This is a genomic window from Ottowia sp. (assembly GCF_047601385.1).
Taxonomy (GTDB): domain Bacteria; phylum Pseudomonadota; class Gammaproteobacteria; order Burkholderiales; family Burkholderiaceae_C; genus Ottowia.
This window is the reverse complement of the sequence record NZ_JASGJP010000001.1, coordinates 3,035,345-3,056,400: the sequence shown is the minus strand read 5'-3', so window position 1 is coordinate 3,056,400 and position 21,056 is coordinate 3,035,345. Positions and strand designations below refer to the sequence as shown.

Annotated in this window: 14 protein-coding genes, 2 tRNA genes and 2 rRNA genes; 5 read left to right on the top strand and 13 right to left on the bottom strand. The window is 65.6% G+C overall.

All coding sequences use genetic code 11. The features are described from left to right. The first annotated feature begins 210 nt into the window (after positions 1-210). From QM772_RS14790 to QM772_RS14780, 3 genes are all read left to right on the top strand, one after another. Positions 211-3,123: a ribonucleoside-diphosphate reductase subunit alpha gene (locus QM772_RS14790; protein ID WP_415137756.1), complete on the top strand. Its 2,913-nt coding sequence runs from the start codon at positions 211-213 to the stop codon at positions 3,121-3,123. Between the two features lie 122 nt (positions 3,124-3,245). Further along, a complete protein-coding gene (locus tag QM772_RS14785; RefSeq protein WP_415137754.1) occupies positions 3,246-4,403 on the top strand; it encodes a ribonucleotide-diphosphate reductase subunit beta in 1,158 nt (385 codons plus the stop codon). A 191-nt stretch (positions 4,404-4,594) separates the two neighbouring features. After that, on the top strand, positions 4,595-5,035 hold the full coding sequence (locus tag QM772_RS14780) for a histone H1-like repetitive region-containing protein (RefSeq protein WP_415137752.1): 441 nt from the start codon (positions 4,595-4,597) through the stop codon (positions 5,033-5,035). Positions 5,036-5,098: 63 nt separating this feature from the next. Here the strand turns inward: QM772_RS14780 and QM772_RS14775 are convergent, their stop codons facing one another. The 7 genes from QM772_RS14775 to QM772_RS14745 form a co-directional block, all read right to left on the bottom strand. Next, the gene (locus QM772_RS14775) at positions 5,099-6,013 is read right to left on the bottom strand and encodes a carbohydrate kinase family protein (protein ID WP_415137750.1); all 915 of its coding nucleotides are present in this window, start codon (positions 6,011-6,013) and stop codon (positions 5,099-5,101) included. A 13-nt stretch (positions 6,014-6,026) separates the two neighbouring features. After that, the gene (locus QM772_RS14770; RefSeq protein WP_415137748.1) at positions 6,027-7,082 is read right to left on the bottom strand and encodes a DUF3426 domain-containing protein; all 1,056 of its coding nucleotides are present in this window, start codon (positions 7,080-7,082) and stop codon (positions 6,027-6,029) included. Positions 7,083-7,085: 3 nt separating this feature from the next. Then, a complete protein-coding gene (gene prmA, locus QM772_RS14765; protein ID WP_415137746.1) occupies positions 7,086-7,970 on the bottom strand; it encodes a 50S ribosomal protein L11 methyltransferase in 885 nt (294 codons plus the stop codon). Positions 7,971-8,050: 80 nt separating this feature from the next. Further along, positions 8,051-9,400, bottom strand: a complete 1,350-nt coding sequence (gene accC / locus QM772_RS14760) for an acetyl-CoA carboxylase biotin carboxylase subunit (RefSeq protein WP_415137744.1) — start codon at positions 9,398-9,400, stop codon at positions 8,051-8,053. 18 nt (positions 9,401-9,418) lie between these two features. Next, positions 9,419-9,871: an acetyl-CoA carboxylase biotin carboxyl carrier protein gene (gene accB, locus QM772_RS14755; protein ID WP_415137742.1), complete on the bottom strand. Its 453-nt coding sequence runs from the start codon at positions 9,869-9,871 to the stop codon at positions 9,419-9,421. A gap of 89 nt (positions 9,872-9,960) precedes the next feature. Continuing rightward, positions 9,961-10,464, bottom strand: coding sequence for a TlpA family protein disulfide reductase (locus tag QM772_RS14750; protein WP_415137740.1), 504 nt, complete (start codon positions 10,462-10,464; stop codon positions 9,961-9,963). Then, positions 10,461-11,057: a hypothetical protein gene (locus tag QM772_RS14745; RefSeq protein ID WP_415137738.1), complete on the bottom strand. Its 597-nt coding sequence runs from the start codon at positions 11,055-11,057 to the stop codon at positions 10,461-10,463. Before QM772_RS14745 ends, QM772_RS14750 begins: the two co-directional genes overlap by 4 nt. Positions 11,058-11,119: 62 nt before the next feature. Between QM772_RS14745 and QM772_RS14740 the strand changes: the two genes are divergently transcribed. Together QM772_RS14740 and mpl are read left to right on the top strand one after the other, a co-directional pair. After that, positions 11,120-12,823 carry a long-chain fatty acid--CoA ligase gene (locus QM772_RS14740; protein ID WP_415137736.1) on the top strand — a complete coding sequence of 568 codons (1,704 nt, stop codon included), beginning with the start codon at positions 11,120-11,122 and terminating at the stop codon, positions 12,821-12,823. Between the two features lie 92 nt (positions 12,824-12,915). After that, positions 12,916-14,388, top strand: coding sequence for a UDP-N-acetylmuramate:L-alanyl-gamma-D-glutamyl-meso-diaminopimelate ligase (gene mpl, locus QM772_RS14735; protein WP_415137734.1), 1,473 nt, complete (start codon positions 12,916-12,918; stop codon positions 14,386-14,388). A 69-nt stretch (positions 14,389-14,457) separates the two neighbouring features. Here the strand turns inward: mpl and QM772_RS14730 are convergent, their stop codons facing one another. The 6 genes from QM772_RS14730 to QM772_RS14705 all read right to left on the bottom strand — a co-directional run bounded on the left by QM772_RS14730 (position 14,458) and on the right by QM772_RS14705 (position 21,037). After that, positions 14,458-15,582: a 3-deoxy-7-phosphoheptulonate synthase gene (locus QM772_RS14730; protein WP_415137732.1), complete on the bottom strand. Its 1,125-nt coding sequence runs from the start codon at positions 15,580-15,582 to the stop codon at positions 14,458-14,460. Positions 15,583-15,881: 299 nt separating this feature from the next. Then, positions 15,882-17,342: a metalloprotease TldD gene (gene tldD, locus QM772_RS14725; protein WP_415137730.1), complete on the bottom strand. Its 1,461-nt coding sequence runs from the start codon at positions 17,340-17,342 to the stop codon at positions 15,882-15,884. 117 nt (positions 17,343-17,459) lie between these two features. Further along, a 5S ribosomal RNA gene (gene rrf, locus QM772_RS14720) occupies positions 17,460-17,572 on the bottom strand. Positions 17,573-17,688: 116 nt separating this feature from the next. After that, positions 17,689-20,559: ribosomal RNA gene (locus QM772_RS14715) — 23S ribosomal RNA — on the bottom strand. A gap of 307 nt (positions 20,560-20,866) precedes the next feature. Then, positions 20,867-20,942: transfer RNA gene (locus QM772_RS14710), tRNA-Ala, on the bottom strand. 18 nt (positions 20,943-20,960) lie between these two features. After that, positions 20,961-21,037, bottom strand: a tRNA-Ile gene (locus QM772_RS14705). Positions 21,038-21,056 lie beyond the last annotated feature (19 nt).

Sequence of the window (21,056 nt, the reverse complement as noted above, 5' to 3'; positions counted from 1 at the left end):
ATCGACGCGCCCGCCAGGCCAGCACACCGGAATCCGTCGCGCGCGGATCGGTCAAAAAAACGGGAATACACTATAGGTTGTGTCTTGCCCAGCGTCGAGACACTAGATATAGTGTGTCGGCCCGGTCATACCTTTCAAAAAACAGCCGTCACGACGACGCCCGCACCGAAGCGTCCCATCCCGATCACACCAGCGACCCAAGAGGATTCCATGCAGCCTGCACGCGGCATCACGCCTGCCCAAAGCACCCCCCGTCAACCGTCTTTCGCGCCTGCGGGAGAGGCCGCCTCGGCCAGCGGCGCCTTCGCGCAGTACCAGATCATCCGTCGCAACGGCGCGGTCGTGTCCTTCGAACCGAGCAAGATCGCCGTGGCCCTGATGAAAGCCTTCCTGGCGGTGCACGGCACGCAGGGCGCGGCCTCGGCGAGCGTGCGCGAGGACGTCGATGCCCTGACCCAGGCCGTGGTCCGCGCGCTGATGCGCTCGCGCCCCGGCGGCGGCACCTTCCACATCGAGGACGTGCAGGATCACGTCGAGCTGGGCCTGATGCGCGGCGGCCACCACGAAGTGGCCCGCGCCTACGTGCTGTACCGCGAACGCCGGGCGCAGGAGCGCGCGCAGCAGAAGGCCGAGCAGACCGCGCCCGCCCCCACGCTGCACGTGCTGGAGCGCGGCGAGCGGGTACCGCTGAACATGCCTGGCCTGCAGACGCTGATCCGGCAAGCCTGCGCCGATCTGGGCACCGAGGTCAAAGGCGAGCCCATCCTGGCCGAGACGCTGCGCAACCTGTACGACGGCGTGCCGGTCGAAGAGGTCTACAAGGCCGCCATTCTGGCCGCCCGCACGCTGATCGAGAAGGATCCCGACTACACCTACGCCACCGCCCGCCTGCTGCTGCACACCATCGTCAAGGAAGTGCTGGGCCGCGAGGTGGCGCAGGCCGAGATGGCCACCGCCTACGCCGACTACTTTCCGCAGTTCGTCAAGCAGGGCGTGGAGGCCGAGTTGCTGGACGAGAAGCTCCTGCAGTACGACCTGGCCCGCCTGGGCGCGGCGCTGAAGCCCGAGCGCGACCTGAAGTTCGACTACCTGGGCCTGCAGACCCTGTACGACCGCTACTTCCTGCACGTGCGCAAGACCCGCATCGAGTTGCCGCAGGCCTTCTTCATGCGCGTGGCGATGGGCCTGGCGCTGAACGAGATCGACCGCGAGGCCCGTGCCATCGAGTTCTACGAAGTGCTGTCGAGCTTCGACTTCATGTCCTCGACGCCGACCCTGTTCAACAGCGGCACGCTGCGCTCGCAGCTGTCGTCCTGCTACCTGACCACCGTGCCAGACGACCTGGACGGCATCTACGAGTCGATCAAGGAGAACGCGCTGCTGTCCAAGTTCGCCGGCGGCCTGGGCAACGACTGGACCCGCGTGCGCGCCCTGGGCAGCCACATCAAGGGCACCAACGGCGAATCGCAGGGCGTCGTGCCCTTCCTGAAGGTGGTCAACGACACGGCCGTGGCCGTCAACCAGGGCGGCAAGCGCAAGGGCGCGGTCTGCACCTACCTGGAGACCTGGCACCTGGACATTGAGGAGTTCCTGGAACTGCGCAAGAACACCGGCGACGACCGCCGCCGCACGCACGACATGAACACGGCCAACTGGATCCCCGACCTGTTCATGCGCCGCGTGATGGAAAAGGGCAGCTGGACGCTGTTCTCGCCCTCCTCCTGCCCCGACCTGCACGACCTGTTCGGCGCCGACTTCGAGCACGCCTACGTCGCCTATGAAGAGAAGGCCGCGCGCGGCGAAATCAAGCCCAGCAAGACCGTGCCCGCCACCGACCTGTGGCGCAAGATGCTCTCGATGCTGTTCGAGACCGGCCACCCCTGGATCACCTTCAAGGACGCCTGCAACGTGCGCTCGCCGCAGCAGCACGTGGGCGTGGTGCACAGCTCCAACCTGTGCACCGAGATCACGCTGAACACCAGCGACACCGAAACCGCCGTGTGCAACCTGGGCTCGGTCAACCTGCTGCAGCACATCAAGGACGGCGGCGTCGACCACGAGAAGCTCAAGAAGACGATCTCGACGGCCATGCGCATGCTCGACAACGTCATCGACATCAACTACTACGCCGTCAAGAAGGCGCGCGACTCCAACCTGCGCCACCGTCCGGTCGGGCTGGGCATCATGGGCTTCCAGGATGCGCTGTACGAGCTGCGCATCCCCTACGCCAGCGAGCAGGCGGTGGAGTTCGCCGACCGCTCGATGGAGGCCGTCTGCTACCACGCCTACTGGGCCTCCACCGAGCTGGCGGCCGAGCGCGGCCGGTACTCCAGCTTCAAGGGCTCGCTGTGGGACAAGGGCGTGCTGCCGATGGATTCGCTGAACCTGCTGGAGCAGGCACGCGGCGGCTACGTCGAGATCGACCGCTCCAGCACGCTGGACTGGGACGCCCTGCGCGCCAAGATCGCCCGCGACGGCATGCGCAACTCCAACTGCGTGGCCATCGCGCCGACAGCGACCATCTCCAACATCATCGGCGTGGACGCCTCCATCGAGCCCTGCTTCGGCAACCTGTCGGTCAAGTCCAACCTGTCGGGCGAATTCACCGTCATCAACCACTACCTGGTGCGCGACTTGAAGCGCCTGGGCCTGTGGGACGACGTGATGGTGATGGACCTCAAACACTTCGACGGCTCGCTGCGCCCGATCGACCGCGTGCCGCAGGACATCAAGCAGCTCTACGCCACCGCCTTCGAGGTCGAGCCGGTGTGGCTGGTGGAAGCCGCCGCGCGCCGCCAGAAGTGGATCGACCAGGCACAGAGCCTGAACATCTACATGGCCGGCGCCTCGGGCAAGAAGCTGCACGACACCTACACGCTGGCCTGGACGCGCGGGCTGAAGACCACCTATTACCTGCGCACCACGAGCGCGACGCAGGCAGAAAAATCCACGGTGCAATCGGGCCGGCTCAACGCCGTGCCCCACAACGACGGCGGCAGCGCGCCGCGCATGAGCGCGCTCGATGCCGCGGCCGCCTCGGCCAGAGCACAGATGGCCGCCGAGCCGGCCACCGACATCAAGTTCTGCGCCATCGACGATCCGGGCTGCGAAGCCTGCCAGTGATCGAAAACGCGGCAGCTCGGCGCGCACCGCGATGCCTTGCTGCAACACTCATCGAGCACGCATGCGATGCAACACTTTGCATTTCATAGCGTTGCTCCCATAATCGGAGCATTGGACACAGCATGTTGACCTGGGAAGAAGACTTCACGCCGATCGTGCCGCAGCCGCGCCTGCAGCCGGTGGCCGATATGCCGCCCGTCGCGGCGAAAGGTCAAGCCCCCGCAAAGACCCCCGTTGCGGCAGAGCCCGTCAGCCCCAGCCAGCGGCGCGTCAACGCCGCCGACAAGCGCATCATCAATGGCCAGACCGACGTCAACCAGCTGGTGCCGTTCAAGTACAAGTGGGCCTGGGAAAAGTACCTGGCCACCTGCGCCAACCACTGGATGCCGCAGGAAGTGAACATGAACCGCGACATCGCGCTCTGGAAGGACCCGAACGGCCTGACCGAGGACGAGCGCCGCATCGTCAAGCGCAACCTCGGCTTCTTCGTCACCGCCGACTCGCTGGCAGCCAACAACATCGTGCTGGGCACCTACCGCCATATCACGGCGCCCGAATGCCGCCAGTTCCTGCTGCGCCAGGCCTTCGAGGAGGCGATCCACACCCACGCCTACCAGTACATCGTGGAGTCGCTGGGCCTGGACGAGTCGGAGATCTTCAACGCCTACCACGAGGTGGGCTCCATCCGCGCCAAGGACGAGTTCCTGATCCCGTTCATCGACGCGATCATGGACCCCGGCTTCCAGACCGGCACGCCCGAGGCCGACCAGACCCTGCTCAAGAGCCTGATCGTCTTCGCCTGCCTGATGGAAGGCTTGTTCTTCTACGTCGGCTTCACCCAGATCCTGTCGCTGGGCCGCCAGAACAAGATGACCGGCGCCGCCGAGCAGTACCAGTACATCCTGCGCGACGAGTCGATGCACTGCAACTTCGGCATCGACCTGATCAACCAGATCAAGCTCGAAAACCCCCACCTCTGGACGCCCGCCTTCAAGGCCGAGATCAAGGCCCTGTTCGAACAGGCGGTCGAGCTGGAATACCGCTACGCCGAGGACACCATGCCGCGCGGCGTGCTGGGCCTGAACGCCTCCATGTTCAAGGGCTACCTGCGCTACATCGCCAACCGGCGCGCCACGCAGATCGGCCTGGACCCGCTCTTCCCCAACGAGGAAAACCCTTTCCCCTGGATGAGCGAGATGATCGACCTGAAGAAGGAACGCAATTTCTTCGAGACCCGCGTCATCGAGTACCAGTCCGGTGGTGCCCTGTCCTGGGATTGATCTTGCTTGCGACACCTGCCGTGCAGTCACCGAATCAGCAGCCTCCTTCCGGCGCCTTGGCGTGCGTGGGTGGCTGCGCCCCCGTTCATGGCGATGGACTTTCCTCCAGTGCCATGAGCCGCTTCGCGCGCGCCGAACCGGCGTGGAGCGTTTTCTGCTGTTGAACGTTCAACCTGATCAAGGAGAAAAACATGGCAACTGCGAAGAAACCGGCCGCGAAGAAGGCCGTTGCGAAGAAAGCCCCGGCCAAGAAAGCCGCGCCGGCGAAGAAGGCTGCCGCCAAGAAAGCCCCGGCCAAAAAGGTCGCCGCCAAGAAAGTAGCGGTCAAGAAGGTAGCGGTCAAGAAGGTCGCCGCCAAGAAAGCCCCGGCTAAAAAGGTAGCGGCCAAGAAAGCCCCCGCCGCCAAGAAGGTAGCGGTCAAGAAGGTCGCCGCCAAGAAGGCGCCGGCCAAGAAAGCCGTCGCGAAGAAGGCCCCGGCCAAGAAAGCCGCAGCGAAAAAAGCCGCGCCGGCCAAGAAACCTGCCGCCAAGAAGGCCGCGCCGAAAAAGGCCGCCCCCGCCAAGAAGCCGGCAGCCCAGACGGCGCTGGCCCCCAAGGCCGCATGGCCGTTCCCCAGCGGCGACAAGCCCTGATCGATTGAGAAGCCCCTGCCGGCCTGTTTCGACGGCCGGCTTCAGAGACGGCCCGGCACGCCTTCAGCGTGTCCGGGCTTCTTTTTCGATGGCCTCGTCGACCGCGTAGTTCTGCGGCCCGCGCGCCGCGACCTTGAGCGCGCCCAGGCGGTTGCCCAGCGCCGCGCAGCGCGCCAGGTCCCAGCCCTGCTCCAGCCCGTACAGCAGCGCCCCGCGCCAGGCGTCGCCGCAGCCGGTGGGATCCACCACTTGCGCTGCCTGCACCGCCGGCACGTGCTGCCGGACGCCGTTCTCCCAGATGTCGCAGCCGTCGCCGCCCAGGGTGACGACCAGGCCGCGCACACGCCGCGACAATTCCTCCAGTTCCACGCCCATGCGGTCGCACAGCATGCGGCCTTCGTAGTCGTTGACGGTGACCCAGGCGGCCAGCTCGACGAAGTGGCTCAGCTCGGCGCCGTCGAACATCGGCAGGCCCTGGCCGGGATCGAACACGAACGGAATGCCGGCCGCGTGGAACTGCTCGGCGTGCTGGAGCATGGCCTCGCGCCCGTCGGGCGAGATGATGCCCAGCCGGATGTCGGCGCGCGCCGGCACCTGGATGCGATGCGCCTGCATCATGGCGCCGGGGTGAAAAGCCGTGATCTGATTGTTGTCGCGGTCGGTCATGATCATGGCCTGCGCGGTGTAGGTGTCGGACAGTTGCAGCACGTAGTCGGTGCCGATGCCCAGGGCGCGCAGGCGCTCCAGATAGCCGGCGCCGTCGTCGCCCACGGCCGCCATCGGCAGCGGCGTGCCGCCGAGCTGGCGCATGGCGTAGGCGATGTTGCCGGCGCAGCCGCCGAAGTCGCGCCGCAGGCTGGGCACCAGGAACGAGACGTTCAGGATGTGCAGTTGCTCGGGCAGGATCTGCTGCGCGAAGCGGCCCTCGAAGCGCATGATGGTGTCGAAGGCGAGCGAGCCGCAGATCAGGGTGGCCATGGGAAAGTAGAGGTCAGGGATAGAACGCCGTCAGCCCGTAGCCAACGACGGTGCTGGGGTTGGCGGCATCGTCCACGGCCAGCACGCTGGTGCCGCTGAACTCGCCGCGCGCGGCCAGCGCCGGCGGCGCGCCCAGCTCGGCGGCGCTGACGACGCGGCGCACCAGGGGCTGGTCCTGCGTGTCGGTCAGGGTCAGCTCCAGCGCTGGGCTGGCCACGGGCAGGTCGGACGCGTTGCGCAGAGTAACGCTGAAGCGGAAGCTGCCCGGGCCGACGCGGTTGAAGGCCGAGCTGTCGATGACAATGGCCTCCAGCCGCCGGTACGGCGACACGCGGCAGCCCAGCGGCGCGCACAGGGCTTGCAGCACGGGCGCCAGTTGCGGCTGGCGCGCCGCCAGCCAGTCGCGCTGGCTCAGCACCACTTGCAAGGCCAGACCCAGCGCCAGCAGCGCCAGGGCCAAACCCAGCATCGCCCGCACGGGGCGGGACGACCAGGCCGCGCGGCGACGGGCTTCGGTAACGAACGAGGGCGCGGCGTGCGGGCCTGCCGGCTCGGCTGGGATGGCAGGCGCGGACTCGGCTTCGGTGGCGGGCGTCGGCTCGGCGGGCACCTCGGGCCCGGCTGCCGCGTCGGCGGGCTCGGGCAAAGCCTCATGAACCGGCGGCGCGCCGGCGTCGGCATCGGGCAGCTCCGGGGGCACCTCGATAGTGGGCGGCTTCACCGCAGGCGGCGGCTCCAGCTGGGGCCAGCCGTCCGGGCCGATGGTGGCGTCCACCTCGGTCGGCGCGAAATCCGCGGGCGGCTCCCATACCGTGTCGTCCGTCTCGGGTTCCGGGGGCGACGCGCTGCGATGGACGAGCAGGTGCGCCGTCGAGACGACGTCGGCCGGTGCGTCCGCCGTCGGCGCCTTGGCGGGCCGCGCCGTGCGCTCGTAGGGCAGCATGTGCGCGGAGGCGTCGAACACCTCGCCACAATGGCCGCAGCGCACCCAGCCCGCGGCGATGCGGATCTGGTCCGGCACGACCTTGAACATGGTCGAGCAGGCCGGGCAGCGGGTGACGAGGCTCATGGCTCAGTCGCGGCGCGCCACCAGCAGCACCCAGCCGTCCTCGGCGTCGGCCACTTCCAGCGCCAGCCAGGGCGCGTAGGCCGCTTGCAGCTCGCCGGTCTGGCGCTCCAGCACGCCGGCCAGCACCAGCGCGCCGCCGGGCGCGACGTGGCCGCACAGCAGCGGCGCCAGCACCTTCAGCGGCGTGGCGAGGATGTTGGCCAGCACGGTGCCGTAAAGGCCCTGGGCACGGTCGGGCAGGCCGACCATCAGTTGCACGCCGTTGGCGGCGGCGTTGTCGCGGGTGGACTGCACGGCGGCTTCGTCGATGTCCACCGCATCGACGGCGGCCGCGCCGTGCAGCGCCGCGCCGATGGCGAGGATGCCCGAGCCGCAGCCGTAGTCCAGCACGCGCTGGCCGGCGGGCGGGTGGGCGGCGATCCAGCGCAGGCACATGCGGGTGGTGGGGTGCGTGCCGGTGCCGAAGGCCAGACCCGGGTCGAGCCGGATCACGTGCGTGGCTTCGGCCGGCACGTCGTGCCAGGTGGGCACGATCCAGAACGCGGAGGTGATGGGCACGGGCTCGAACTGCGACTGCGTCAGGCGCACCCAGTCCTGCTCGGCCACGGGCGCGATGGCCCGCACCTCGCAGCCGGCGAAGAAGTCCTGCGGCGCCAGCAGCGCGGCGGCCTCGCGCGCGCCAGCCTCGTGGGCGAACAGCGCCACCACGCGCGAACGCGACCAACTCTGCGCCGGCGGCGGCAGGCCGGGCTCGCCGAACAGCGCGCGCTCGGCGCCGGTGCCCTCATCGGCGTCCTCGACCGAGACGCTGAGCGCCTCCAGCGCCTCCAGCGCGTCGCTCACCGGCTCTACGCGGTCCTCGGGGCAAAGCAGGCGCAGCTCGAACATGGATCAATGATACTACTGTTTTTATAGCTGCTCGCGCTTATCCGGCGGGCGCTGGAGGCCAATTTGGCTTACAAGACGCATCAGCGGCGATGCTCGCTCAGCCACTTCTCCAGGTAGTGGATGTTGGTGCCACCCTCGACGAACTTGGCGTCCACCATCAGCTCGCGGTGCAGCGGCACGTTGCTGCTGATGCCCTCCACCACCGTCTCGTCCAGCGCGGTGCGCATGCGGGCGATGGCCTGCTCGCGCGTGTCGCCGTAGACGATGATCTTGCCGATCATCGAGTCGTAGTTGGGCGGCACGAAGTAGTTGTTGTAGACGTGCGAGTCCACCCGCACGCCCGGCCCGCCGGGCACGTGCCAGGTGGTGATGCGGCCCGGCGAGGGCGTGAACTTGAACGCGTCCTCGGCGTTCACGCGGCACTCGATGGCGTGGCCCTTGATCTGGATCTGCCGCTGGGTGAAGGGCAGCTTCTCGCCCGCCGCCACCATGATCTGCGTGCGCACGATGTCGATGCCGGTGATCCACTCGGTCACCGGGTGCTCCACCTGCACGCGGGTGTTCATCTCGATGAAGTAGAACTCGCCGTTCTCATACAGGAACTCGAAGGTGCCGGCGCCGCGGTAGCCGATCTTCTTGCAGGCGGCCACGCAGCGCTCGCCGATGCGCTCGATCAGCCGGCGCGGGATGCCCGGCGCCGGCGCCTCCTCGATCACCTTCTGATGGCGCCGCTGCATGGAGCAGTCGCGCTCGCCCAGGTAGACGGCGTTGCGGTGCTTGTCGGCCAGCACCTGGATCTCGATGTGGCGCGGGTTCTGGAGGAACTTCTCCATGTAGACCGCCGGGTTGTTGAAGGCGGCCGCCGCCTCGCCCTTGGTCATCTGCACGGCGCCGACCAGCGCCGCCTCGGTGTGCACCACGCGCATGCCGCGCCCGCCGCCGCCGCCGGCGGCCTTGATGATCACCGGGTAGCCGATGGCCTTGGCGATGCGCTTGATGGCGGCCGGGTCGTCCGGCAGCTCGCCCTCCGAGCCGGGCACGCAGGGCACGCCGGCCTTGATCATGGCCTGCTTGGCCGACACCTTGTCGCCCATGATGCGGATCGACTCCGGCGTGGGGCCGATGAACTGGAAGCCGCTCTTCTCCACCCGCTCGGCGAAGCCCGCGTTCTCGCTCAGAAAGCCGTAGCCGGGGTGGATGGCCTCCGCGTCCGTCACCTCGGCCGCCGAGATGATCGCCGGCATGTTGAGGTAGCTCTGCCCCGAGGGCGCCGGGCCGATGCACACGGCCTCGTCGGCCAGCTTGACGTACTTGGCGTCCTTGTCGGCCTCGGAATAGACCATCACGGCCTTGATGCCGAGCTCCTTGCACGCGCGCTGCACGCGCAACGCGATCTCACCCCGGTTGGCGACCAGTATCTTCTTGAACATCCGCTGCTCCGCGGTGGCTTATTCGATGACGAAGAGCGGCTGGCCGTATTCCACCGCCTGCCCGTTGTCGCCCAGGATCTGGGTGACGGTGCCGCTCTTCTCGGCCTCGATCTCGTTGAGGATCTTCATCGCCTCGATGATGCACAGCGTGTCGCCCTCGTTGACCTTCTGGCCGACCTCGACGAACGGGCTGGCGCCCGGGCTGGCCGAGCGGTAGAAAGTGCCCACCATGGGCGACTTGACGACGAAGCCGGCCGGCGCCGCCTCGGGCGCAGCGGCCGGCGCGGGTTGCACGGCCGCCGCAGCCGGCGTGGCCACCGGCACCGCGGCCGGCGCATGGACCACCTGCACCGGCGCGGGCGGCCCGCCCTTGACGATGCGCACCTTGCCTTCGGCTTCGGTGATCTCGAGTTCCGAGACGTTGGACTCCGACACGAGGTCGATCAGGGTCTTGAGTTTGCGCAGGTCCATGCGAGTAGCTTTGCCAATGAAACCCGGCGAATTTAACTCAAATCGACATCAATTTTGCCGATCTGATTTTAATTTCGCGGAATCGGCACTCAAGTGGTGCGCCAGGCCGCCAGATCACCGGCCTGCACCTGGCCGATCTTGCGGTGCAGCAGCCGCCCATCGGCGCCGAAAACGACGCTAAAAGGCAAGCCGCCCGCCGCATTGCCGAGCTGGCGCGTCAGATCGACCCCCGCCAGCCCCGCCATGCCGACCGGGAAGCTCACCGGCGCGCGGGCCAGGAAGCGATTGACCGGGTCGGGCTGGTCCACCGCCAATCCCAGCAGTTGCCAGCCGTTGACCTTGTTTTCGGTGTAGAAGCGGTCCAGAAGCGGCAGCTCCTCCACGCAAGGCGGGCACCAGGTGGCCCAGAAGTTGACCAGCAGCGGCCGGCCGCGCAGGCTGGCCAGCGCCAGATGGCCCCCCTCGGGCGTGGGGAAGTGCTGGTCCCAGAAGCCCGCCAGGTCGGCCTCGCCGGGCCGAAGGCGCCACCACGCCAGGCCCGCGCCGGCCAGCCCGGCCAGCGCGCCCACGGTCAGCAGCGTGCGGCGGTTCATGCGCCGGCCTCCTGCGCCATGCGCTTGCGCAGCGCCTCGCGGTCGCCGCGCGGCGCGCGGCCGTCGGCGCGGGGCTTGAGCGCGCCGCGCAGGTCGTCCCAGTCGTGGATCATCAGGTGCACGCCCACCGCCTCGCCCAACTCCGGGCAGGGGCTGGACAGACTCAGCGCCTCCACCGGCGCGCCGTTGAAGCCGACCGCCGTCTGCGCGGCGTAGTCCACCCGGTGGTCGATGAGGGCGATCTCGGCCGACTTCGGGTCGTCGCAGAACAGTTGCAGGGTGATATCCGACAAACGGGTGGCGGTGCCGTTCCACACCGCGCCGGCCAGGTGGGGACGGAACTCGGCCAGCCGCTCCATCCACACCAGCGCCAGCCGTCGCAGCGCCGCCAGTTCGCGCGGCTGCGTATCGGCATGAAAGAGGGCGATGTGCTCGCGCACCGCCGCCTCGACCAGCTCGTTGTCCGGCAGCGCGGTGCGCGGCGGCGCGCCCAGCTGCTGGCCGGCGCGGCGCTTGGCGGCGCCGTAGTCCAGCCCGTCCTCGACCACCATCCGCGCGGCGGCGGCGGCGATCTCGTGCGTGAGGGTTTCCATGCATGCATTCTGCCTTGCGCCCGGGCCTACAGTGCGGCCAGAACCTGAAGGAAATTCACCCTATGCAGACCACCATGATGCAGGTGCCGCTGTCGCTCAACCACCTGCTGGAGCGCGCCGGCCGGCTCTTCCACGGCAACGAGATCGTCTCGCGCCTGCCCGACAAAAGCCTCAAGCGCCACAGCTACGGCGAGTTCCACCGCCGCACGCGCGCCCTCGGCGCGGCACTGCAAGCGCTGGGCCTGCGCAAGGGCGAGCGCGTGGCCACGCTGTGCTGGAACCACCACGCGCACCTGGAGTGCTACTTCGGCATTCCCGCCGCCGGCGGCGTGATGCACACGCTGAACCTGCGCCTGTCGCCGGGCGAAATCGGCTGGATCGCCGGCGACGCGCAGGACCGCTTCCTCATCGTGGATGACGTGCTGCTGCCGCTGTACGAGCAGTTCAGGCACCTGCACGGCTTCGAGCGGGTGATCGTGTTCCCTTTCTCCGGCCAGCCCGTGCCGGCGGGCTTCGACGACTACGAGGCGCTGCTGGCCGGCGCCGACGCCGACGGCTTCACCTACGCCCCGCACGACGAGAACGACCCGGTCGCCATGTGCTACACCAGCGGCACCACCGGCCGGCCCAAGGGCGTGGCGTATTCGCACCGATCCACCGTGCTGCACACCCTGGTCGGCTGCCTGGGCGACTACTGGGGCCTGCGCGGCACCGACGTGGTGCTGCCCGTCACCCCCATGTTCCACGCCAACTGCTGGGGCATCCCCTATGGCGCGGTGATGATGGGCGTGAAGCTGGTCTTCCCCGGCCCGCACCTGCACCCGGAAGACCTGCTGGACCTGATGGCGCAGGAGCCGCCCACGCTGTCGCTGGGCGTGCCCACCATCTGGCTCGGCCTGATCCAGGCCTGCGACGCGGCGCAGAAGCCCGGCGCGCCGAACCACGGACGCTGGACGCTGCCGCGCGGCATGCGCTCGCTGGTCGGCGGCGCGGCGGTGCCCGAGAGCCTGATCCGCGCCTTCGACGCCCACGGCATCTGGATCGAGCAGGGCTGGGGCATGACCGAGACCAGCCCCCTGGCCACCGTCAGCTACCCGCGCGCGGAATTGCGGGATGCCACGGCCGACGAGAAGTACCGCCGCGCCGCCATGGCCGGTGTGCCGGTGCCGCTGGTCGAGCTGCGCGTCCGCGGCGACGACGGCCACGACCAGCCGTGGGACGGCAAAAGCGTGGGCGAGATCCAGGTGCGCGGCCCCTTCATCACCGGGGCATATTTCCCCCACGCGGCTCCGCCGCTGCCCCCAGAGGGGGCGCCGCCCGGCTCGGGGCGGCCCAGCGCCGGGCACCACCAGGCCGGCTCGCCGCCCGACAAGTTCACCCCCGACGGCTGGCTGCGCACGGGCGACGTGGCCTCGGTGGATGCACTGGGTTTCGTGAAGATCACCGACCGCACCAAGGACCTCATCAAGTCCGGCGGCGAGTGGATCAGCTCGGTCGATCTGGAAAACGCCCTCATGGCCCACCCCGCCGTGGCCGAGGCCGCCGTCATCGCCATCCCCGACGAGAAGTGGACCGAGCGCCCCCTGGCCTGCGTGGTGCTCAAGCCCGGCCAGCACGCCACGCCCGAGGCGCTGAACGAGCTGCTGCTGACCCACAGCTTCGCCAAATGGCAACTGCCCGAGCGCTACGAGTTCATCGACGCCGTGCCGCGCACCTCCACCGGCAAGTTCTGGAAGCTGAAGCTGCGCGAGCAGTTTCCGAGATAACGAAAGCTACCGTATTCATAGCTGCCAGCGCTTGCTGGACGGGCGCTGGAGGCCAAAAACGCTCAAAACCCGGCGCCGCCTAGAATCGCCCGATGCATATTCACATCCTGGGCATCTGCGGCACCTTCATGGGCGGCGTGGCCGCGCTGGCGCGCGAGGCGGGCCACCGCGTCACCGGTTGCGACGCCGGCGTCTATCCGCCCATGAGCGACCAGTTGCGCGCGCTGGGCATCGAGCTGATCGAGGGCTATGGCGCCGACCAGATGGCGCTGAAGCCCGACGTATTCGTCGTCGGCAACGTCGTCAGCCGCGCGCGCCTGCCGGATGGATCACCCAAATTCCCACTGATGGAAGCGATCCTCGACGCCGGCGCCCCCTACACCAGCGGCCCGCAGTGGCTGGCCGAGCACGTGCTGCAAGGCCGCCACGTGCTGGCCGTGGCCGGCACGCACGGCAAGACCACCACCACCTCGATGCTGGCGTGGGTGCTGGAGGCGGCCGGCCTCGCGCCCGGCTTTCTGGTCGGCGGTGTGCCGCTGAACTTCGGCGTCTCCGCGCGCCTGGGCGGCGGGGGGGCCGAGCCCCCTGCGCAGGTCAAGGAGGAGCCCGCGCAGCGGGCGGGAGACACGGGGCAGGGGGCCCGCCCAGGCGCGCCGCCCCCCCTGTTCGTCATCGAAGCCGACGAGTACGACACCGCCTTCTTCGACAAGCGCAGCAAGTTCGTCCACTACCGTCCGCGCACGGCGGTGCTGAACAACCTGGAGTTCGACCACGCCGACATCTTCGACGACCTCGACGCCATCGAGCGCCAGTTCCACCACCTGGTGCGCACCGTGCCCGCGGCGGGCCGCATCGTCGTCAACGACCTGGAGGAAAGCCTCACGCGCGTGCTGGCCCAGGGCTGCTGGAGCGGCCGCTGCGGCTTCGGCAGCGCGGTGAGCGACTTCACGGCGCACGGCGAGGCGTCGGACTTCGAGGTGCGGCAGCGCGGCGTGCCCGTCGGCCGTGTCACCTGGCCGCTGTCAGGCACGCACAACCAGCTCAACGCCCTGGCCGCCATCGCCGCCGCCGAGCACGTGGGCGTGGCGCCGGCCGACGCCTGCGCGGCGCTGGCGCGCTTTGAGAACGTGCGCCGCCGCATGGAGCTGCGCGGCACCGCGGGCGGCGTGGCCGTCTATGACGACTTCGCCCACCACCCCACCGCCATCCGCACCACCGTGGACGGCCTGCGCCGCCAGCTCGACGCCGCCGGCCGGCAGGGCGAGCGCATCCTGGCCGTGTTCGAGCCGCGCAGCAACACCATGAAGCTGGGCGCCATGAAGTCGCAGCTGCCCTGGGCGCTGGAGCACGCCGACCTGGCCTTCTGCCACACCGGCGGGCTGGACTGGGACGCCGCCGCCGCGCTGGCCCCGCTGGGCGCGCGCGCGCGGGTGGCCGGCAACATCGACGAGATCGTGCGGCAGGTCGGCGCCGCCGCCCGCGCCGGTGACCACGTGCTGTGCATGAGCAACGGGGGCTTTGGTGGCGTGCACCAGCGGCTGCTGGATTCGCTACATAATCAATAGCTGACAGCGCTTACCAGATAAGCGCTGGAGGCCATTTTCATTTAAGAACACCAGCGCCGGCACCGCCCCTCAGCCCGCGCGGCGCGCGCGCACCGCGTCGGCCAGCACTTGCAGGATGGTCTGCGTGCCGTCCCAGCCGATGCAGGCGTCGGTGATGCTCTTGCCGTACTCCAGCGCGTTCACGTCGTCCTTGCCGGGGCTGAACTTCTGCGCGCCGCCATGGATGTGGCTCTCCACCATCACGCCGAACACGCGCCGCGAGCCGGCGCGGATCTGCGCGGCCACGTCGCGCGCGACGTCCAGTTGCCGCTCGTGCTGCTTGCTGCTGTTGGCGTGGCTGCAATCGACCATCAGCGAGGCGGGCAGCTTCGACGCCGCCAGCTCCTGACAGGCCGCCTCGACGCTGGCGGCGTCGTAGTTGGGCGCCTTGCCGCCACGCAGAATGACGTGGCAGTCCTTGTTGCCGTCGGTGTGGACGATGGCGACCTGGCCGTTCTTGTGCACCGACAAAAAGTGGTGCCCGCGCGCCGCCGCCTGGATGGCGTCGGTGGCGATGCGGATGTTGCCGTCGGTGCCGTTCTTGAAGCCGATCGGCGCCGACAGGCCGCTGGCCAGTTCGCGGTGCACCTGGCTCTCGGTGGTGCGCGCGCCGATGGCACCCCAGCTGATCAGGTCGCCGATGTACTGCGGGCTGATCACGTCCAGGAACTCGCTGCCCGCCGGCAGGCCGACGCGGTTGATGTCGATCAGCAGCTGGCGCGCGATGCGCAGGCCCTCGTCGATGCGGTAGCTTTCGTCCAGGTAGGGGTCGTTGATCAGCCCCTTCCAGCCCACGGTGGTGCGGGGCTTCTCGAAGTACACGCGCATGACGACTTCCAGCGTGTCGGCGTACTGGTCGCGCAGCGGCTTCAGGCGCCGGGCGTAGTCCAGCGCCGCCGCCGGGTCGTGGATGGAGCACGGCCCGACGATGGCCAGCAGGCGGTCGTCCTTGCCGGCGATGATGCGGCGGATCGACTTGCGGGCGCCGGAAATCAGCGTTTCCACGGGCGTGCCGCGAATGGGAAAGAAGCGGATCAGGTGTTCGGGAGGCGGCAGCACGGTGATGTCCTTGATGCGTTCGTCGTCGGTCTGGCTGGTGCGTTCCTGCGACGGATGCCACGCATCGGTGGGCTGGTGCAAGGCTTTGGCGTTCATGGGAAGCTGTCCTTTTAGCGGGATGGCTGGAGAAGTGGATGGGGCACAAAAAAACCGCCGGGCTCGTCGCGTCGGCGGTTTGATCGGGAGTGCGCTCTGGTGCGTTTACAGGATCGCCTCTCGTCCGCCGGGGACCGAGAACCAAAAGTAAAAGCCGAAAGCGGCACGTGTTTTCATGACCCGGCAAATGTAGCACAGCTCGGCGCCAAGCCTGTCGGCGCCTCTAAAACTACTCTTTTCATAGCTGCCAGCGCTTGCTGGACGGGCGCTGGGGGCCGATTCGGCTTGAAGCCCCGCTATCAGGCCGTTCCGCCCACGGTCAGCCCGTCGATGCGCAGCGTCGGCTGGCCGACGCCCACCGGCACGCTCTGCCCTTCCTTGCCGCAGGTGCCCACCCCGGAATCCAGCGCCATATCGTTGCCGATCAGCGTGATCTTCTTCAGCGACTCCGGCCCGCTGCCCACGATGGTGGCGCCCTTCACCGGGTATTGAATCTTGCCGTTCTCCACCCAGAACGCCTCGCTGGCCGAGAACACGAACTTGCCGCTGGTGATGTCCACCTGGCCGCCGCCGAAGTTGGTCGCGTACAGGCCCTTCTTGATGCTGGCCACGATCTCGCGCGGATCCCTGTCGCCGCCCAGCATGTAGGTGTTGGTCATGCGCGGCATCGGGATGTGGGCATAGCTCTCGCGCCGGCCGTTGCCGGTGGGCTTGACCCTCATCAGGCGCGCATTCATCGCGTCCTGGATGTAGCCCTTGAGGATGCCGTCCTCGATCAGCACGTTGCGCTGCGTGGCGTGGCCTTCGTCGTCCACGTTCAGGCTGCCGCGCCGGTCGGCAATGGTGCCGTCGTCCAGCACCGTCACCCCCCTGGCCGCCACGCGCTGCCCGATGCGGCCCGTGAAGGCACTGGAGCCCTTGCGGTTGAAATCGCCCTCCAGCCCATGGCCCACCGCCTCGTGCAACAGCACGCCGGGCCAGCCCGGGCCCAGCACCACCGTCATCTCGCCCGCCGGGGCGGGGCGCGATTCGAGGTTGGTGAGAGCGGCGCTCACTGCCTCGTCCACGTAATGCTGGATCAGCGCATCGTCGAAATACGCCAGGCCGAAGCGCCCGCCGCCGCCGAACGAGCCGATCTCGCGCCGCCCGTGCTGCTCGGCGATCACCGTCACCGACAGGCGCACCAGCGGCCGAACGTCGGCCGCCAGCGTGCCGTCGAGCCGCGCGATCAGCACCACGTCGTATTCGCTCGCCAAGCCAGCCATCACCTGCACCACGCGCGGGTCCTTGGCGCGCGCCAGGCGCTCCACCTTCTCCAGCAGCGCCACCTTGGTGGTGCTGTCGAGCGTGGTGATCGGGTCCAGCCCCCCGTACAGCGTGCGGCTGGCTGCCACCTGCCGGCCGGGCAGCTTCACCCGCTTGTTCTGCGCCGCCGCGCCGATCGAGCGCACCGTGCGCGCCGCGTCAGCCAGAGAAGCCGCCGAGATGTCGTCGGAATAGGCGAAGGCCGTCTTCTCGCCCGCCACCGCTCGCACGCCCACACCCTGGTCGATGGAAAAGCTGCCGGTCTTGACAATGCCCTCCTCCAGGCTCCAGCCTTCGCTGCGCGTGTACTGGAAGTAGAGATCGGCATCATCGACCTTGTGCTCGGCGATCAGCGACAAAGTCTTGCCCAGATCCGCCTCGGTCAGGCCGAAGGGCTTCAGCAGCAATTGGCTGGCCGTGGCCAAGCGTTCGATGGTAGGTTCGCGGGCGATCATGGCATCCATTTTAGGCTGACCGGCGTATCCACAAGCCGCGCAGCGCCTTCCGTTGAACAATGGCCGCACAAAAGAAAACGCCCAGTCATTTCTGACTGGGCGTCTCTCGCTGTAATAGCCTGACGATGTCCTACTTTCACACGGGAACCCGCACTATCATCGGCGCTAAGGCGTTTCACTGTCCTGTTCGGGATGGGAAGGAGTGGTACCACCTCGCTATGGTCATCAGGCATAACTTTTTGCCATCCTGACTGATGGTCAGGACGACCAATTCATAGAGCAAATCAGCTTGATTTGAATGCGTCACTTGGCATAACAACCCTGATCGTGCTTCGATCAAAGTTATAGGGTCAAGCCGCACGAGCAATTAGTACTGGTTAGCTTAATGCATTACTGCACTTCCACACCCAGCCTATCAACGTCCTGGTCTTGAACGACTCTTCAGGGGGCTCAAGGCCCCGGCAGATCTCATCTTGAAACGAGTTTCCCGCTTAGATGCTTTCAGCGGTTATCTCTTCCGCACTTAGCTACCCTGCGATGCCACGGGCGTGACAACAGGTACACCAGAGGTGCGTCCACTCCGGTCCTCTCGTACTAGGAGCAGGCTTTCTCAAATCTGCAACGCCCACGGAAGATAGGGACCAAACTGTCTCACGACGTTTTGAACCCAGCTCACGTACCTCTTTAAATGGCGAACAGCCATACCCTTGGGACCGGCTACAGCCCCAGGATGAGATGAGCCGACATCGAGGTGCCAAACACCGCCGTCGATATGAACTCTTGGGCGGTATCAGCCTGTTATCCCCAGAGTACCTTTTATCCGTTGAGCGATGGCCCTTCCATACAGAACCACCGGATCACTATGTCCTGCTTTCGCATCTGCTCGACTTGTCAGTCTCGCAGTTAAGCACGCTTATGCCATTGCACTATCGTCACGATGTCCGACCGTAACTAGCGTACCTTCGAACTCCTCCGTTACGCTTTGGGAGGAGACCGCCCCAGTCAAACTGCCTACCATGCACTGTCCCCAACCCGGATAACGGGTCTAGGTTAGAACCTCAAACACACCAGGGTGGTATTTCAACGTTGGCTCCATGCGATCTAGCGACCGCACTTCAAAGCCTCCCACCTATCCTACACAGATCTGTTCAAAGTCCAATACAAAGCTACAGTAAAGGTTCATGGGGTCTTTCCGTCTTTCCGCGGGGAGATTGCATCATCACAAACATTTCAACTTCGCTGAGTCTCTGGAGGAGACAGTGTGGCCATCGTTACGCCATTCGTGCAGGTCGGAACTTACCCGACAAGGAATTTCGCTACCTTAGGACCGTTATAGTTACGGCCGCCGTTTACTGGGACTTCGATCAAGAGCTTGCACCCCATCAATTAATCTTCCAGCACCGGGCAGGCGTCACACCCTATACGTCCACTTTCGTGTTTGCAGAGTGCTGTGTTTTTGATAAACAGTCGCAGCCACCTATTTATTGCAACCCATTCATGCTCAGATGTTCTCATCACACTACTAGGGCACACCTTCTCCCGAAGTTACGGTGTCAATTTGCCGAGTTCCTTCTCCAGAGTTCTCTCAAGCGCCTTAGAATACTCATCTCGCGCACCAGTGTCGGTTTGCGGTACGGTCGTATGCAGCTGAAGCTTAGTGGCTTTTCCTGGAACCCCGTTCAGTCACTTCGCGAGCAAGCTCGCTCGATCGACAGCCTCGGTATATGACAAGCGGATTTACCTACCTGTCACCTACATCTGCCTAAACCAGAATCCAATAACTGGATGACCTATTAGAATCCGTCCCCACATCGCACTGCATATCGGTACAGGAATATTGACCTGTTTCCCATCAGCTACGCATCTCTGCCTCGCCTTAGGGGCCGACTCACTCTACGCCGATGAACGTTGCGTAGAAAACCTTGCGCTTACGGCGAGCGGGCTTTTCACCCGCTTTAACGCTACTCATGTCAGCATTCGCACTTCTGATACCTCCAGCATCCGTTACCAGACACCTTCACAGGCTTACAGAACGCTCTCCTACCACGCACAGCTTGCGCTGTGCATCCGCAGCTTCGGTAACTGGCTTAGCCCCGTTACATCTTCCGCGCAGGACGACTCGATCAGTGAGCTATTACGCTTTCTTTAAATGATGGCTGCTTCTAAGCCAACATCCTGACTGTTTTAGCCTTCCCACTTCGTTTCCCACTTAGCCAATTTTAGGGACCTTAGCTGGCGGTCTGGGTTGTTTCCCTCTTGTGTCCGGACGTTAGCACCCGGTGCACTGTCTCCCAAGCTGTACTCTTCGGTATTCGGAGTTTGCCTTGGTTTGGTAAGTCGCCATGACCCCCTAGCCAAAACAGTGCTCTACCCCCGAAGGTAATACTTGAGGCACTACCTAAATAGTTTTCGGAGAGAACCAGCTATTTCCAAGTTTGTTTAGCCTTTCACCCCTATCCACAGCTCATCCGCTAGTTTTGCAACACTAGTCGGTTCGGACCTCCAGTACCTGTTACGGCACCTTCATCCTGGCCATGGATAGATCACTTGGTTTCGGGTCTACACCCAGCGACTGAACGCCCTATTCGGACTCGATTTCTCTTCGGCTGCCCTATTCGGTTAACCTTGCCACTGAATGTAAGTCGCTGACCCATTATACAAAAGGTACGCCGTCACCCCGAAGGGCTCCGACTTTTTGTAAGCATGCGGTTTCAGGATCTATTTCACTCCCCTCCCGGGGTTCTTTTCGCCTTTCCCTCACGGTACTAGTTCACTATCGGTCGATGATGAGTATTTAGCCTTGGAGGATGGTCCCCCCATGTTCAGACAGGATTACACGTGTCCCGCCCTACTTTTCTCTAGCTCAGTACCACACGTCGGTTTTCGCATACAGGGCTATCACCTGCTATGGCCGGGTTTTCCAACCCATTCTGCTAACAGTCGTGCTATCACTAGAAGGCTGCTCCGATTTCGCTCGCCACTACTTTCGGAATCTCGGTTGATGTCTTTTCCTCGAGCTACTGAGATGTTTCAGTTCACCCGGTTCGCCTCTTGCAGCTATGAATTCACTGCAAGATACCTTACGGTGGGTTTCCCCATTCGGAAATCTCCGGATCAAAGCTCATTTGCCAGCTCCCCGAAGCTTATCGCAGGCTATCACGTCCTTCGTCGCCTATCATCGCCAAGGCATCCACCACATGCTCTTAGTCACTTGACCCTATAACTTTGACGTTTCTCACGAAACACAAAGCCATCAAGAGACTTGCCAGGTCTTTCACCTGGCGCGTTATGCCGTAATTGAGCACGAAGCTCAAATTACTCGAATTTCAACTTGGTTGAATTCGTTGTGACGCAATCAAAAATTGTTGCCAACGGCACGGTGAGCCATGACGCTCTTTCCGTTGACAACGCTGATTCGACTCTATGAATTGTTAAAGAACAGCCGGAAATCCGAAGATTTCAATTTGTTGGCAATACCAACATCTAAGCACCGAAAATCGACGCTTAGATGCGGGCAATGAAGATGGTGGAGGATGACGGGATCGAACCGACGACCCCCTGCTTGCAAAGCAGGTGCTCTCCCAGCTGAGCTAATCCCCCGAATGACTTAAGGTGGGATGGTGGGTCTGGTTGGTCTCGAACCAACGACCCCCGCCTTATCAAGACGGTGCTCTAACCAACTGAGCTACAGACCCAAGCCGGTCGCATGCGAGC

Excerpts from the sequence above, each read along its gene's own strand:
- QM772_RS14790 (WP_415137756.1), top strand. The coding sequence starts at position 211 with ATGCAGCCTGCACGCGGCATCACGCCTGCCCAAAGCACCCCCCGTCAA.
- QM772_RS14785 (WP_415137754.1), top strand. The coding sequence starts at position 3,246 with ATGTTGACCTGGGAAGAAGACTTCACGCCGATCGTGCCGCAGCCGCGC.
- QM772_RS14780 (WP_415137752.1), top strand. The coding sequence starts at position 4,595 with ATGGCAACTGCGAAGAAACCGGCCGCGAAGAAGGCCGTTGCGAAGAAA.
- QM772_RS14775 (WP_415137750.1), bottom strand. The coding sequence starts at position 6,013 with ATGGCCACCCTGATCTGCGGCTCGCTCGCCTTCGACACCATCATGCGC.
- QM772_RS14770 (WP_415137748.1), bottom strand. The coding sequence starts at position 7,082 with ATGAGCCTCGTCACCCGCTGCCCGGCCTGCTCGACCATGTTCAAGGTC.
- prmA (WP_415137746.1), bottom strand. The coding sequence starts at position 7,970 with ATGTTCGAGCTGCGCCTGCTTTGCCCCGAGGACCGCGTAGAGCCGGTG.
- accC (WP_415137744.1), bottom strand. The coding sequence starts at position 9,400 with ATGTTCAAGAAGATACTGGTCGCCAACCGGGGTGAGATCGCGTTGCGC.
- accB (WP_415137742.1), bottom strand. The coding sequence starts at position 9,871 with ATGGACCTGCGCAAACTCAAGACCCTGATCGACCTCGTGTCGGAGTCC.
- QM772_RS14750 (WP_415137740.1), bottom strand. The coding sequence starts at position 10,464 with ATGAACCGCCGCACGCTGCTGACCGTGGGCGCGCTGGCCGGGCTGGCC.
- QM772_RS14745 (WP_415137738.1), bottom strand. The coding sequence starts at position 11,057 with ATGGAAACCCTCACGCACGAGATCGCCGCCGCCGCCGCGCGGATGGTG.
- QM772_RS14740 (WP_415137736.1), top strand. The coding sequence starts at position 11,120 with ATGCAGACCACCATGATGCAGGTGCCGCTGTCGCTCAACCACCTGCTG.
- mpl (WP_415137734.1), top strand. The coding sequence starts at position 12,916 with ATGCATATTCACATCCTGGGCATCTGCGGCACCTTCATGGGCGGCGTG.
- QM772_RS14730 (WP_415137732.1), bottom strand. The coding sequence starts at position 15,582 with ATGAACGCCAAAGCCTTGCACCAGCCCACCGATGCGTGGCATCCGTCG.
- tldD (WP_415137730.1), bottom strand. The coding sequence starts at position 17,342 with ATGATCGCCCGCGAACCTACCATCGAACGCTTGGCCACGGCCAGCCAA.